This window comes from Leptospira kmetyi serovar Malaysia str. Bejo-Iso9 (assembly GCF_000243735.2).
Classification (GTDB): domain Bacteria; phylum Spirochaetota; class Leptospiria; order Leptospirales; family Leptospiraceae; genus Leptospira; species Leptospira kmetyi.
Genome location: NZ_AHMP02000003.1, coordinates 1,596,064 through 1,611,567, shown reverse-complemented (window position 1 = coordinate 1,611,567; position 15,504 = coordinate 1,596,064). Strand labels below are relative to the sequence as shown.

Here is a 15,504-nt window from a genome sequence, read left to right as displayed (position 1 = left end):
TTCTTATTGTCGTTCGGGAACTCTGTGCATCCAAAGCGAAAAGATCGCGCCCGTTGCGAACATGATCAAACTGTAAATCGCGGAAGGAATCGCCATCGCGGGGTTGTTGAGAATCGTACTCGCGATCGTGATTCCCAAGGTTCCGTTTTGGATTCCCACTTCGATCGTGATCGAGGTTCTTTGGGATTGAGTGACCTTCATCAAGGTTGCGCCTAAAAATCCCAGGGCCATCGTGATCAAGTTGAGAGCCAACGACGCCGGACCGACTTTGATAAAATACGGAATGATATTCTGTCTTTCGCGAACGATCGCACCCGCGATGATCAATACCAAAAAGACTCCGGAAAGAATCTTCACAGTCTTTTCGAACCTTTGGGAAAGTTCCGGTTTTTTCGCGTTGAGAAACATCCCAAGCGCGACCGGCAACACCGTAATCAGAAAAATCTGAAGGATCGTCTGCGGAATGTTGAGTTCGATCATCTGTCCCGCTCCGAGAAAATGATGCATCGAAACGTTTAATAAAAACGGAATGGATATTACGGTAACGCAGCTCGTGATTGCGGTTAACGTGATCGAAAGTGCGACGTCTCCTTTGGCGAGATGAGTGATCAGATTGGAAGTCGCGCCTCCGGGACAAATCGCCAATAACATCAGACCGACCGCCAATTCTCCGGGAAGACCGGATACGCTCGCGATCAACCAACCGGTGACCGGTAAAAGTAAAAGTTGCAGAGTTAAACCGGTGATCACCGCCTTGGGAAGAACGAAGATCCGTTTGAAGTCGTCGATCGTAAGCGTCATTCCCATGCCGAGCATGATGATACCTAACGCGATCGGAAGAAATACCGTCGTAAGCAAATTGGATTCCATAGTTAAGACCTATTTTTTGTTTCGAACTCTGTACCGGAGTTCGGATCTCAAGTCGACAGAATTTTCGAATTCGGAGAATTTTATGTTTCCGATTTCTTTTTTATCGAACGCTTGACAAAGAAAAAAATGGAAATATATTTCTCGAATACGATGAAAACCTTAAAAATCATTTACGTGGCGCTTTTAATCGGCTTAGTTCTGTTCGGCGGTTTTTTTATCGTTCTCGCAAATCCGAACGGAGGTTTGCCGAAAGAAAGTAGCGGAATCGTTTTAGGAATCACCGTTTTTCTTTTGCCGATCGCTTGGTATGTTCCCTTGTTGATCGCGAAAAAGAAACTGATGCAGGGAGATCCCGAGGTTAAGGAAAAGTTCGTTTCCTATTCTCAGTCGAAAATTCTTTCCGTTATTTTTTTGGACGCGGGTTATACGATCAACGGAGTTTTTTACTTCGTGACTTCCAATCCGATTCATTGGATCGGTATGGGTGTTTTTTTTGCGGCGATGCTTCTTTTGTTTCCGAGAGGAAAAGAATTTTCCAACCTTTACGAATCTCCCGAAATTCCGGTTTAATCCGAAGCGAAATCGAGTCCAAAAAAGAGGTGATGGATTTTCGAATTCGAAAAATTCTCGTGTTACATGGAAGAAAATTCTAAGGTAAACGAAAAACAATCGTTCAAAAGAAAATTTTTAATTTGGTTGATTCCTTTTCTCGTGGTCAATCTTCAAAGATTGATCGGTCTTACTTCTCGAAGAGTCAATATCGGCGACGAGAATCTCGTTAAACTCCGTAAGGAAAAAAAGCCTTATATCCTTTCCATCTGGCATACGAACGTTCTTTATTCTCCTTATCTCAATAAGAATGCGGGGGCCGCAGTTCTGATCTCCGAATCCAAGGACGGAGATTTTATCAACGAGGTCGTACATCGTTTCGGAAATTACAGCATCCGAGGAAGTTCTTCCAAGGGCGGTTCGAAAGCTCTCAAAGCTTTGTTCAAACATTTGAAAAAAAATCTTCCTGCGGCGATTACGCCCGACGGTCCGAGAGGTCCCGCGCTTGTGCTTCAACCCGGTTTGATCGCGTGCGCTCAAGTTTCCCAGATCCCGATTATCCCGATGCACTACGAATGTACGCGTCAATGGATCGCGGAAAGGGCTTGGGACAAACATAGAATTCCGAAACCGTTCACTACGTTCGTCGTGTCCTACGGGGATCCGATTTACGTTCCGAAAAGACTCGACGAAAAAGGTTTTGAGGAAGCGCGGCTCGCCGTGGAAAAGGCGATGTTGGAAAACAGACAACGAGCCATCGACAAAGCCGAAGAGTTAAGAAAAAAGTAATATTCAAAAAAAGGAATCTACGGGTTCCTTTTTTTATGTAAAGAATTCGAGTGAGAATTCGGATTTACGCTAAATGTTAAATGCTAAAACGGAAGAGGGTTTTTGCCCTCGGGTTTCGTTTTTTCCGGTTCGTTTTCCTTTGCGTGTTCCTTCAGAATCCGTTTCACTTCCAAAAAAGTGGGAAGATGATTCTGAACCGAATGTTCGGACGGAACGAGGATTTCGGATTCCGGGTTTTCCAAATGAGAACTTTCGTAAGGAACCACCGAATCGCTGATCCAATCCAAGTCCGCGAGTTTCGAATTTCCGATGATGGAATGAAACTTGACCTGCGGTTTAAATTCTCCCGTTACTTTCATAAAAAGACTTTTAGGCGCGAGTCCGTCGAATCCGTATACGCCCGCGACCAATTCTCCCTTTTTGTGGGTCGCGTTTAAGAACGCCAAACCATATTCCACTTTTTGAATGACTTCTTTGGGCAATCGAAACAAGAATCTTGCGATCGTTCCCAAAATTCCGTTCGCCAAGTTGGAACCACGATGCGGGGTCGCGATAAAAATCGCTCTTTTGATAAAAGGAACCGGTTTGAATTCGAGAACCCTGCGGATTTCCTTTTTCGATTCGTCGTTCATGGAATCGAACACCGATCTCGGAATTTCGGCGGCCTTCATCCATTGTTCGATCGTACTGTCGGTGACGGCTAACTTCGTGATGAGCCCGCCCATGCTGTGACCGATCAAAACGGAACGATCGAAATTTTTGTTTTCGTTTTTCGGATCGTATGTCTTTCTCAAATCATATAACGTATCTCTAAAGTCCGCGGCGGAAAAAACCATGGGCATCGCGGTCGGATACCAATAGACCCAGAACTGATATTTCGCCTTGATTTCCGGATCGGAAAGAAGTTCGTTGATCATCGGAAACCAAACGAAGGGAGAAGAAGCAAGACCGTGTAGAAACACGACTGGGATCTTGTCCTTGTGATACGGATACACGAGATAAAGACCCTTGCGCGACATACTCGTTTCGCCGTCGAAGACCGCTTTTAAACTGTCCCTTTGTTGTGCGATCGTAAGCATATAAGCGAGCGGAGTGGTCGTGTCGATTTCCATTGGAAGGCTGATTCCGTCTAACGTGATGCGGTCTCGAAAGACCGGATCGTAGACGTGGATCTTGGCGCGGAGATTCATAAGATCCCTTGTTCCGAGATACGATTCTTCCAAACTTACGAACGCGGTTGCGGGATACGCCTGACCGACTCCGTTGATGAATTCGTATTTGATTCTTCCCTCGGATTCGTTTTCGGGAAACTTACGGTTGAGAATCAAAGGAGTTCCGATTCCGTATTTGCTGATATGATTGGAGAATCCCTTGACCTTGTAATCGTATGCGACTTCCACTTGAAGAAAATTCTGAGGACGCCAAGCCGTTTCCGTTTCGGAGCCGATCATTTCCAAAGAACCTCGGATCAAAGGAAGATTGAGATCGGTTACGTTTGCGAGTTTGCGATTCTTCTTCGCGAAACGAACCAACTGCGCTAGAGAACGATTGTATGTCTGCAACGCGAATCGGAACTCGGCGGAAAAAGGATCGGCGGCCGGAGTCGCCTTTTTATCGAAAAGATACGTATAAGAATATACTAATGCGGACGCGTACATCTTCGCGAACTGAGGATCTTCCATATCCAAGGAATTTCCCGTAAGATAACAAAGTTCGGAAAGATAATAGGCGAGTTCCCTGGATTTATAAGCGACCAGAAGATTGTCCAAGTCGTAGAGGACGACTAACGGAGATTTTTCGAACTTCTCGTCGAGATCGTTGCTTTTCAGATAACGAGTCGTAAGCAGGCTGAGTCGGTTCGAAGAAACGCTGCTTAAGTTCACGGATTTTTCCTGTTCGAACTGGGAATAACTCGAAGTCGAATACGTCGCACATCGCAAAAAGAAAATCGAAAACAGAAGAATGGACAAAAGGAATTTCATCGTATCAAACCTATTGGAATCAAGATTCGATTCCGTCGAACTTACAAGCTAAAAAGAAAAAAGGATCGTTTTTGACATAGACAAAGTTTATCATAGAAACGATTCTTGCTCCGTGAAATTTCATCGTTTCGGATTCTGGATCGGAATCCTTTTGTGCGTATTCTGCGCCGGTAAAAAAGAATCGGCATTGGGCCCGGGGCTTTGGACGAACGAACCCGGAAGTCGTTCCGTCGTCGCCGGAAAACAAATTCCTCTTGTGTTCGTTCCCGGTTATAAGGGTTCGGAGCTTTATCAAAAAAACCAATCCGGTTCTTTGGATCGGATCTGGCTCACTCCTTGGCAGGCTCTGAATCTTACCGTTCCCGATCTTACGTTGAAAAAAAACGATCAGGTTCAAGTCGGAAATATTCTCACTCGGGTCACTTTGATTCCTTCTTTGATCGAGGTAAAAGTGTATCAACCTTGGTTGGAAAGAATGAGTTCTTCCGGTTTGGTGAAACTCTACGTTTTTCCGTACGATTGGAGAAAGGACAACGGGGAGAATTCCGCGAAACTCGAAGCCTTTTTGGAACTCGTTCAAAGGGAGAATGGCGTCTTACCGGTGTTAGTCGGCCATAGCAACGGAGGAAATCTTTCCTTATCCGTTCTCAATCGAAGACCGGATCTCGTTTCCAAGGTCGTCTTTGCGGGTGTTCCGTTTCGGGGCGGGATCGGTTTTATGGAGGATTTGATTTCCGGAGTTTCCACGGGTTTGAATCCGGAGATCACGAGCGCCTGCGTCGTATCCAGCTTTCATTCGGTTTATACTTTTTTTCCGAGAGAAGGAAGTTTCGATACGAAGGAAGTTTTAAAGGACGCGGAAGGAAAGATTCTTCCATTCCGTTTTTTTAATGCGACCGATTGGGAAAAATACGAACTGGGTCCGTATTCTCACGAGGCACATTGCGAACCGCCTCCGTCGATCAAAGAATTTCAATCCAGATTGGATCTCGCGCTTGCATTTCGGAATTCTTTGGAAACGAAAAAAGGAAACAAATATCCTCCCGCTCTCGTCGTTCACGCGAAGAACAGACCCACGATGAGAACCTTGATTCCCGAAAAAAATCCGGATCATTGGCTCTGGGATTTTAAGAATTCGGTCCGCGCACCGGGAGACGGACGGGTTACGTTTACGAGTTCGATTCCTCCCGAGGATGTCGCTTATCAAAGTTTTGAGACGCAGGCGGAACATTCGGATCTACTAAACGACGTTCTTGTTTGGGAAAGAATCGAATCTTTCCTAAAGGAATGAATTTATTTTCCGAGCGAAAATAAATTCTCCTTGAGCGGCTTTTAGAATGTTTTATTTTGCTTTCTCGCAAGAGAAAGTATCGTCCGAGTTTTCGGATCGGATCGATTTCGCCTCAAAGACATTCGTTTTAAATTGTATTAGGAAAAAAGAAAATGAAAACTCCTGCACACAAGTTAGTCGACGAACCCGAGTTTAAAAAGCTTGTTTCCACAAGATGGATCGTAAGTTTTACGCTTCTCGCGCTTCTATTCGTGTCGTATTACGGTTACATTCTTACCGTCGCGTTTTATCCCGAGTTGTTGGTTCGAAAAGTCGGAAGTTTTTCCAACGTCGGAATCTTAGCGAGCGCGTTAGTCATCTTGTTTTCCTGGTTTTTGACTTTGATCTACGTGGTTTGGGCCAATCGATCGTATGATAAAAACGTAAACTCGTTAAAAAGAAAACTCGAGGATTAAGATGGAAACTCATTTAGGACAACCGAACTTCTTATCCATATCTTTCTTTTTTATCTTTGTCGCATTAACGCTCGTGATCACGTATTGGGCCGCGCGTAAGACGAAAACGTCCAGCGAGTTCTACGCCGCGGGAAGAAGTATCACCGGGTTTCAAAACGGTCTCGCGCTTTCGGGGGATTTTATGTCCGCCGCTTCCTTTCTCGGAATCTCGGGAATGGTCGCATTAAAAGGTTATGACGGAATGTTATACGCGGTCGGATGGTTGGTCGGTTGGCCCGCGCTTATGTTTTTGATCGCGGAACCTCTTCGTAATCTGGGGAAGTTCACGTTTGCGGACGTGGTCGCGTTTCGATTAAAACAAAAACCGATCCGAATCGCCGCCGCGGTGGGAGGAATTTTAGTCACTCTCACATACTCGATCGCTCAGATCGTGGGCTCCGGAAAACTCATCAATCTGATGTTCGGTCTTCCGTACGAGGCGGCCGTGGTTTTGGTGGGAATCGTGATGCTTCTTTACGTTTTGTTCGGAGGTATGATCGCCACGACTTGGGTTCAGATCATCAAAGCTTGTCTTCTTTTGTTCGGCGTCACGCTGCTTACTCTATTAGCTCTTTCTAAATTCGGTTTTAGTCTCGAGAATTTATACGGGGCGGTCGAACAAAAGTTCGGTAAAACCTCTTTGGAGCCGGGCGGTTTGGTGGCGAATCCGTTGGACGCGGTTTCTCTCGGTCTTGCGTTGATGCTCGGTTTATTAGGACTTCCTCATATTCTAATGCGTTTTTATACGGTTCCGGACGCGAAAGAGGCGCGTAAGTCGGTCGCTTATGCGACTTCGTTTATCGGATATTTTTATCTGATCATTCCGATCGTGGGTTTTGCCGCGGCCGTATTAATCGGAAGGGAACCGATCGCGAGCATCGACAAGGGCGGCAATATGGCGGCCGCTCTTCTTGCCGAACTTTTGGGCGGAACCTTACTCATGGGTTTTATCGCGGCGGTCGCGTTTGCGACCATTCTCGCGGTTGTCGCCGGTTTAACGTTAGCCGCTGCTTCGACGATTTCCCATGATATTTATGTGAGCGTTGTCAAAGGGGGAGAAGCGACCGAAGAAGAACAAGTGAAAGTCGCGAGAAGGGCGACCGTCGCATTCGGCGTGCTCAGTATTCTTTTCGGAATTTTATTCAAGGATCAGAACGTCGCTTTTTTGGTCGGTCTCGCTTTTGCCGTGGCCGCGAGCGGTAATTTTCCCGCGTTATTCTTATCCATCGTTTGGAAAAATTTCAGCACGATCGGCGGAGTCGTTTCGATTCTTACGGGATCGATTTCTGCGATCGTTTTGATCATTCTCAGTCCAACGGTTTGGGTCGACTTGTTCGGTTTTGAAAAGGCGATCTTTCCTTTGAAGAATCCGGCCGTTGTATCGATGTCTCTTTCTTTTGCGGTTGCGTATCTCTTTTCGAAATTTTTTCCGGAAACGCGCGCGCAGGAATTGTATGAAAAGGAAAAGATAAGAACGTATTTGGGTGTCGGAGCCGAATAAGAATATTATATTATTCTAATTTATGGGGCGCCTCCTCGCTCCGCTCGGACCGGGCTATCCGCTTCATCTGCGGCTCGCCGCAGGATTCCGCTTCTATCCCTGGCGCGGAACCTTATTCGCGGACGATCTGGAACCGGGATTCTATATTAAAAAAACATTGTGCGTTTCGCTTCTTTGTTTAAATCTCGATTTCTATTTTTGAATGTATAGAAAACATTCGCAAGGATCGTTATACACAAACGTTTGATTCAAATCTTTCTCAAGGATCGGAGATCCGCTAAACGCCTATTAGGTTCATCTACGTTCTCGGACGTTTTCCGGATGACAAAATGTGTAATCAAAGTATAGAAATCGAAAAATTCTTTCGTTCGAGATATAATTTCTGGACGGAAGCAGAATATTTTGTTATAAATTCCTTTGGAAATTTGAAAAGGAGAACACAATGGATCAGCAAATCAAGGACGGATTGAATGCGTGTTTCGGAATCTTAAAGATTGCAAACGAAAGCGTTGCCAAGTTCAAAGCGAATACCAATTCGATTTTTGAAAACTTGAGAGCGAAAGGAGCCGGCGATAATTCCGAATTTGCGGTTCGGATACGGGATCTAGCGGACAAAACTTTCAACGCATATTCGGACGTTTTCAATCGGTTTGAAAAAGAATACAAAGAGATTCGCGGAAAATTTTCGGAAACGGCAGAGCATCTGATTCCTTCGGTCAAAAAGGAAGAAACGCCAGTTTCCCGTAGGAAGGCGGCCGCTTAATCAAAAACCATTTCGGTTTAATGGAAAGTCCTAAAGTTCTAAATTACAAAGGATATAAAGAAAATTGATTCCTTTATCGCGTGTTAAACGGAAGTGGATTCGTTTAGGACATTCTGTTTTTTTTACGTTCTTTTTTGGTCGGATACTTTTGTATCTTTATTAAAACGAAGAATCGCTTAAAAACGAATTGAAAGTTATGATTTTTCGATCAAAATCTCTGTGTGAACGAAAGCTCAAACAGCCAAGTGCTTGGGTCGAGGATTTGGGAAGAATTTTCGAAACAATCGATTCACATTCCGTTTCCGTTCTTCATCGTAGATCGTGAATGGAGAATCGTCTACTCGAACCAAGAAGCGGATTTAAAATACGGCGATTCTTTTTATGAAATTCAGCGCGGATTTCTTTCCAAATGGAAGGAGATCGCCGGCGATCTGGTTGAATGTATTTTGGAAACGAAAATCCCACGCTTTGAAAATGATTTCGAAGAAGTGGACACTTATGTATTCATCGGAAAGCTGAGACTTTATGATCAATATTGTATATTCTTAAATGATAAACCGTATTCTCGGGATCGGAGCGGCGACAACGAAGGTGGCGGTAATCCTAACGCTCATTGCGTCGAAGTTACGAATGAATTTCGAAACATAAAAGATCAAATCGAACATTTCTTCGATCGCAAAGAATTCTTAACGGACAGGCGCGTGCGCGAAGGACAAGAAGGCTCCGATGTTTTTCGGGTCGAATTGCTGAAAAAAATTTCCCTCTTGGATTTGATGCAACAAATTGCCACCGCGGCCAACGAAACCAAGGACATAGAAACCTTATTGCAATTTGCGGTGGATCGAATCTGTGTGATCGCGGGATGGAAACTCGGTCATATCGAGTTGTTGGAAGGATCCGAACTCGCTCCATTGCTTCAACCGATTTGGTATTCGGGAGAAGAACCACCCGTCAAAGAATTCAGATCGTTGTTGGAAAACTTGGATTTGAAACTTCCTCTTCGAGTTTTGAATCAAAAGAGAACGATCTGGTATGAAGACTTTTTAGAAAATTTCGATTTGAGCGCAAGAGAACTCGCCGTAAAGGCGGGAATCGATTCCGCTCTTGTCGTTCCGATTTGGAACGAAGACAGGATCGTCGGCGTGATGGAATTCTTTTTAAATTCGGAACATTCGGATCCGTCCCTGATCGAAGCCCTTTCTCATGTCGCTTCCCAAATCGGAAGGGCTTTCGAAAGAAAAAACGCTGAAACGAATCTGAGAAAATCCCAGGAGCAACTTCGCGCTTTAACGGCCCGTCTTCAGGAAGTGCGGGAAGAGGAACGGATTTTGATCGCTCGAGAAATTCACGACGAGCTGGGGCAAATTCTCACCGTTCTTAAAATAGAAATAACATTACAAAAACAGAATGTATTTCGATCCGATTCTTCGAACGATCCAAGGATCCGAGAATTGGATTCGATGATTCAGTTGGTCGATTCTGCGATCGAATCCACACAAAGGATCGCAACGGAATTGCGTCCTCTCGTTTTGGAGGAATTGGGATTGCTCGAAGGAATCGAATGGTACGGGGAGGAATTTCAAAAACGGACCGGTATCGTTTGTAGAGTTACGAAAACCCAAATCCAGTCGACTTTGAACAAAGAGATTTCGATCGCTTTGTTTCGTATTTTTCAAGAAACTCTTACGAACGTGGCCCGTCATTCTAAAGCGACAAACGTGAACGTGATTCTAAAAGAAAAAGATTCTTCGATCGTTTTGATCGTTTCCGATAACGGAATCGGAATCCAAGCAAATAAGATCGGAGATTCCAAATCGTTGGGAATTATCGGGATGCGCGAACGTGCGATCGTTCTCGGAGGTAAGGTTGAAATTTCGGGGTCTCTCGAAAAAGGAACCAAGGTGATCGTTCGGATTCCGATCGACGTTTCTCATTCTTCCGCGGGTTCGGAGATAGAGATATGATTTCCATCATACTCGCGGACGATCACGCTTTGATTCGAGAGGGTTTGAAAAAAGTTCTCTCTCAAGAAAACGATATAGACGTGATTTACGAAGCGGAGAATGCGCAACAAGTGTTGGACTTTCTCGTTAAAAACAATGCGAACCTTCTCATTCTGGATATCAATCTTCCCGGTATGAGCGGCTTGGACGCTTTGAAATACATTCAAAAACTTGCACCTGATTTGAAAGTTCTCATGTTGAGCATGTATCCCGAAGATCGTTTCGCCGTAAGGGCGCTCAAGTCCGGCGCCGCGGGATATTTAACGAAGAGCAGCGCCGCGGAAGAACTGGTGACCGCGATCCGTAAAATCGTTTTAGGAAATCGTTATCTGAGTTCCGCGGCGACCGAAATCCTGCTGAGGGAAATTTCCGGTTCCACGGATAAACTTTTGCACGAAACCCTTTCCGAACGCGAGTTTCAAGTGATGCTTTTTTTGGTGCAGGGAAAGAGCGTGAAGGAGATTTCACAGGATCTCGTTTTGAGTCTGAATACGATCAACACATATCGAGCGAGAGTTTTGAATAAGATGAAAGTAAAGACCGTTCAAGAACTGATACGTTACGCCTACGACCAACGACTCTTGGAATAAGCGCGGTCGATTCTAATCCTTTTAATTTATTTCCGTTTAATACGTTTGAATTATTGCGAAATCGTTTTTTTTAACGGGTCTCTTGTCGCATTTTCGATGACAATCGTTTCATTCATTTAACAATCACAAGGCGAAACATTTTCATTCATTTTTTGTTGCGCATTCCTAAGTTATGATCCATTATTTAAGGGATATTCAGCGACCAGCGAGGTGCAAACATGGCAGACTCAGCAACGGCGGAACTTACCGAAAAGGATTCTCTGGATTTAAAAAAGATATTGGAAGTTTTGTCCGCTTTCAAGCGGGGAGATCTTTCTCAGAGAATGCCTCTGGATTGTGTGGGTATCTCCGGTAAGATCGCGGACGTTCTCAATGATATCGTGGATCAAAACGATCGAATGGTGAAGGAGTTCGAACGAATCAGCAACGAGGTCGGACAAGAAGGTAAAATTTCACAAAGGATCAACGCGGTGGCCGCGACCGGTTCCTGGGCCGCTTGTATGGATTCGGTGAACTCATTGATCGGGAATCTTGTGCAACCGAATACCGAAGTGATGAGAGTGATCGGCGCCGTTGCGGGCGGCGACCTTTCACAAAACATGTCCTTGGAAATCGAAGGTCGTCCCTTAAAGGGAGAATTTCTTCGCACCGCTAAGATCGTAAATACGATGGTGGACCAGTTGAATTCTTTCGCATCGGAAGTGACACGGGTCGCGCGCGAAGTAGGAACGGAAGGAAAACTCGGCGGACAAGCGGATGTTCGCGGTGTTGCGGGAACTTGGAAAGACTTAACGGATTCCGTAAACTCGATGGCGTCGAACTTAACGGGTCAGGTTCGGAACATCGCGGACGTAACGACCGCGGTCGCACGCGGTGACTTGTCCAAAAAGATCACCGTGGATGTAAAGGGTGAAATATTAGAACTTAAGAATACGATCAACACGATGGTGGACCAGTTGAATTCTTTCGCATCGGAGGTGACTCGGGTTGCGAAGGAAGTAGGAACGGAAGGAATTCTCGGCGGTCAAGCAGACGTTCGCGGTGTTGCGGGAACTTGGAAGGACTTAACGGATTCCGTAAACTCGATGGCCTCGAACTTAACGGGTCAGGTTCGGAACATCGCGGACGTAACGACCGCGGTCGCACGCGGCGACTTGTCCAAAAAGATCACCGTGGATGTAAAAGGTGAAATTCTCGAGCTGAAAGATACGATCAACACGATGGTGGATCAGTTGAATTCTTTCGCATCGGAGGTGACTCGGGTTGCGAAGGAAGTGGGGACGGAAGGGATTCTCGGAGGTCAGGCGGACGTTCGCGGTGTTGCCGGAACTTGGAAGGACTTAACGGACAGCGTGAACTTTATGGCGAACAACCTTACGACTCAGGTTCGTGGGATCGCAAAGGTTGTAACCTCCGTAGCGAACGGGGATTTAAAAAAGAAACTCTACTTGGAAGCGAAGGGAGAAATCGCGGAGCTTTCCGATACGATCAACGATATGATCGATACCCTCGGTCTGTTCGGCGATCAGGTTACTACGGTGGCCCGCGAGGTGGGAATCGAAGGTAAGTTAGGCGGTCAAGCAAGCGTGCCGGGTGCGGCGGGTTTGTGGAGAGACTTAACGGACAACGTGAACCAGCTCGCGAGTAATTTGACGACTCAAGTGCGTGCGATCGCGGAAGTGGCAACCGGTGTGACCAAAGGAGATTTGTCGAGAACGGTAATGGTAAAGGCCGCCGGAGAAGTCGCCGCCCTTTCGGATAACATCAACGAGATGATTCGAAATCTGCGGGAGACGACTCGGATCAACACCGAACAAGACTGGTTAAAAACGAACCTCGCCAAGTTCACCCGTTTGTTACAAGGTCAAAGAAACCTAGTCAACGTCAGTAAACTCATCTTATCCGAATTGGCTCCGCTCGTGTCCGCACAACACGGCGCGTTTTTTATCACGGAGATGGTCGAGAACGAACCTTCTCTCAAACTGCTCGTGAGTTACGCGTATCAAGAACGCAAATACGTTTCCAATCGTTTCCGACCCGGCGAAGGATTGGTGGGTCAATGTTTTCTCGAAAAGGAAAGAATTCTTCTCACACACGTTCCCTCCGATTACATCAAGATCAGTTCCGCGTTGGGCGAAGCCGCTCCGTTGAATATCGTCGTATTACCCGTGTTATTCGAAGGAGAAGTAAAGGCGATTATAGAATTGGCTTCGTTCTCCAGTTTCACTCCGATCCATTTAAACTTTTTGGATCAGTTGACGGAAAGTATCGGGATCGTTTTGAACACGATCGCGGCGAGTATGCGGACCGAGGAACTTTTGATTCAATCCCAAACTCTTACGGAAGAACTACAAGGTCGCCAGGAAGAATTGACCAAAACGAACGAACGACTCGAGGATCAGGCAAAATCCCTGCAAGCCTCCGAAGACCTTCTGAAAGAACAAAGGGAAGAATTGCAGGAAAAGAACGACGAGTTGGAGGAAAAGGCGAGATTACTCGCAAAGAACAACAACGAAGTGGAGCGCAAGAATATGGAGGTGGAACAGGCTCGTCATTCCTTGGAGGAGAAGGCGAGACAACTCGCTCTGACGTCGAGATACAAATCCGAATTCTTGGCGAACATGTCGCACGAATTGCGCACGCCGCTCAACAACATGCTGATTCTTTCCAGATTGTTGTTCGACAGCGAAAGCGAGAATCTTTCCGGAAAACAAATCGAGTACGCGCGTACGATCCACAGTTCCGGGAACGATCTGCTCCAGTTGATCAACGATATATTAGATTTATCTAAAATAGAATCCGGCAAAATGACGGTGGATCTCGATTCGGTTTCCTTTAAGGAACTCGCGGAATATCTCGAACGATCTTTTCGCGAAACCGCAAGAAACAAGGAATTGAACTTTCAAGTGGATCTCAATTCAGAACTGCCGGTTCGGATGACGACGGATCTGCAAAGGTTGCAACAGATTCTTAGAAACCTTCTCTCGAACGCGTTTAAGTTCACCGAAAAGGGAAGCGTTCTCTTGCACATCAAACCGGTGAACGCGGGATGGAGTGATGAACATACGATCTTAAATCACGCGGGATCGGTGATCGAGTTCTCGGTGGTAGATACTGGAATCGGAATTCCTCCCGAAAAACAAAATCTGATCTTCGAAGCGTTCCGTCAGGCGGACGGAAGTACGAGTAGAAAATACGGAGGAACCGGTCTTGGGCTTTCGATCAGCAAAGAAATCACTCGATTGCTCGGTGGAGAACTTCGATTGATCAGCGAACCGGGAACAGGAAGTACATTCTCGCTTTATCTTCCTTCCGAATACGTACCAACGGAAGAATCTTTGATGGAAGAAAATCTGAAAGAAGTTTCCAAGTGGATTCAACCTCCCGTGCTCGACGATCGAGGCGGAAAATTCATTCCGAACATATTCAAAGAGGTTCCTTTTCGGGAAAACAATCGCTCTTCGTTTAAGATGATCGACGACGATCGCTCCGAACTTTCGGGAGAAGTTTTGTTGATTCTAGAAGCGGACGAAACGTTGGCGAGACAACTTTTACAGCTGGTAAGAAAGAACGGATTCAAAGCTCTCGTCGCGTTGGACGGAAAAACCGGTCTATCGCTTTTGAAGGCGTATCCCGTTCACGCGATCATTCTCGATTTTAATCTAAGCGATATGAACGGATGGTTCATTCTCAACTGGTTGAAACGAGATCCTAAGTTTCGACACGTTCCGATCCTCATCGTCTCCGACGACACACAATGGAGAAGGAGTTTGAGAATGGGCGCGCTCGGACAAATCACGAAGCCGATCCAGGAAGAATCCTTGTTACGAGCCATCGACAAGATGCGGAAGTTCATCGAAAGAAGACCGAAACTTTTGTTGATCGCGGACGATGACGAAGAGGAACCGAAAAAGTTGGTCGAGTTGATCGAAAATTCGGATATCAAAATCCGTACGACGAATTCCTCCAAGGATACGATCGAAGTATTACAAAAAGAGCAAGTGGATTGTATGATCGTTTCCTCAAAATTCGAGGACGGAAAATTTTTCGAACTCGTGGAAACGGTCAATACGATCGGATTGGATTCTCTTCCGATCGTGATTTATTTCGAAAGTCCGATGAGCGAAAACGAATCCGTTAAGATTCAAACTCTCAGAGAAACGAATACGATCAAAGAAGCGGAAACGACGTCCGCGCTTGTGGAGGAAACCGCGGTTTTTCTTCATCGATCACAGGAGAACATATCGAGTTCCCAGAGAAAGATGATCCTAGATTCTTCGCACAACGATCCTATATTAAAAGGTCATAAAGTGTTGATCGTGGACGACGACGTTCGAAACATCTTCGCGCTTACGAGCGTTCTCGAAAGACAAAAGATGAAAGTCGCCTTTGCGGAGAACGCGAGCGAAGGGATTCGAATTCTTCAGAACACGCCCGATATTGAAATCGTCATCATGGACGTGATGATGCCGGATATGGACGGTTACGAGGCGACTCGGGCCATTCGATCTATGGATCAATTCGTTTCTCTTCCGATCGTCGCGGTTACGGCCAAGGCGATGAAAGGGGATCGTGAAAAATGTATCGAAGCGGGGGCGACCGATTACATCACCAAACCGGTGGACGTCGATCAGTTGCTTTCCTTGCTTCACGTTTGGTTATGCAGGTGATC

11 protein-coding genes are annotated in these 15,504 nt (G+C 45.9%); 9 read left to right on the top strand and 2 right to left on the bottom strand.

The features are described 5' to 3' along the window. Positions 1–3: 3 nt before the first annotated feature. Positions 4–870, bottom strand: a complete 867-nt coding sequence (locus tag LEP1GSC052_RS09940) for a bile acid:sodium symporter family protein (protein ID WP_010575650.1) — start codon at positions 868–870, stop codon at positions 4–6. A gap of 150 nt (positions 871–1,020) precedes the next feature. Here LEP1GSC052_RS09940 and LEP1GSC052_RS09935 point away from each other — a divergent pair, with 150 nt between their 5' ends. Beyond that, a complete protein-coding gene (locus LEP1GSC052_RS09935) occupies positions 1,021–1,440 on the top strand; it encodes a hypothetical protein (RefSeq protein WP_040913438.1) in 420 nt (139 codons plus the stop codon). A gap of 66 nt (positions 1,441–1,506) precedes the next feature. Further along, positions 1,507–2,208 (top strand): lysophospholipid acyltransferase family protein, encoded by a 702-nt coding sequence (locus LEP1GSC052_RS09930; RefSeq protein ID WP_020986784.1) that lies wholly within the window; start codon positions 1,507–1,509, stop codon positions 2,206–2,208. Positions 2,209–2,291: 83 nt separating this feature from the next. Here LEP1GSC052_RS09930 and LEP1GSC052_RS09925 read toward each other — a convergent pair whose 3' ends face one another. Beyond that, positions 2,292–4,190, bottom strand: coding sequence for an esterase/lipase family protein (locus LEP1GSC052_RS09925; RefSeq protein WP_010575647.1), 1,899 nt, complete (start codon positions 4,188–4,190; stop codon positions 2,292–2,294). 112 nt (positions 4,191–4,302) lie between these two features. Here LEP1GSC052_RS09925 and LEP1GSC052_RS09920 point away from each other — a divergent pair, with 112 nt between their 5' ends. The 7 genes from LEP1GSC052_RS09920 to LEP1GSC052_RS09880 all read left to right on the top strand — a co-directional run bounded on the left by LEP1GSC052_RS09920 (position 4,303) and on the right by LEP1GSC052_RS09880 (position 15,502). Continuing rightward, positions 4,303–5,481, top strand: a complete 1,179-nt coding sequence (locus LEP1GSC052_RS09920) for a lipase/acyltransferase domain-containing protein (protein WP_020986462.1) — start codon at positions 4,303–4,305, stop codon at positions 5,479–5,481. Between the two features lie 152 nt (positions 5,482–5,633). Beyond that, positions 5,634–5,936, top strand: a complete 303-nt coding sequence (locus LEP1GSC052_RS09915) for a DUF485 domain-containing protein (RefSeq protein ID WP_010575644.1) — start codon at positions 5,634–5,636, stop codon at positions 5,934–5,936. 1 nt (position 5,937) lies between these two features. Beyond that, a complete protein-coding gene (locus LEP1GSC052_RS09910; protein WP_010575643.1) occupies positions 5,938–7,476 on the top strand; it encodes a sodium:solute symporter family transporter in 1,539 nt (512 codons plus the stop codon). 442 nt (positions 7,477–7,918) lie between these two features. Then, a complete protein-coding gene (locus LEP1GSC052_RS09895; RefSeq protein ID WP_010575642.1) occupies positions 7,919–8,239 on the top strand; it encodes a phasin-related domain-containing protein in 321 nt (106 codons plus the stop codon). A gap of 221 nt (positions 8,240–8,460) precedes the next feature. Then, complete coding sequence (locus LEP1GSC052_RS09890; protein WP_156892115.1) at positions 8,461–10,203, top strand: GAF domain-containing sensor histidine kinase; 1,743 nt, start codon at positions 8,461–8,463, stop codon at positions 10,201–10,203. Beyond that, positions 10,200–10,832, top strand: a complete 633-nt coding sequence (locus LEP1GSC052_RS09885; RefSeq protein WP_010575640.1) for a response regulator — start codon at positions 10,200–10,202, stop codon at positions 10,830–10,832. Before LEP1GSC052_RS09890 ends, LEP1GSC052_RS09885 begins: the two co-directional genes overlap by 4 nt. A gap of 218 nt (positions 10,833–11,050) precedes the next feature. After that, positions 11,051–15,502 (top strand): hybrid sensor histidine kinase/response regulator, encoded by a 4,452-nt coding sequence (locus LEP1GSC052_RS09880; RefSeq protein ID WP_020985902.1) that lies wholly within the window; start codon positions 11,051–11,053, stop codon positions 15,500–15,502. Positions 15,503–15,504: the final 2 nt, after the last annotated feature.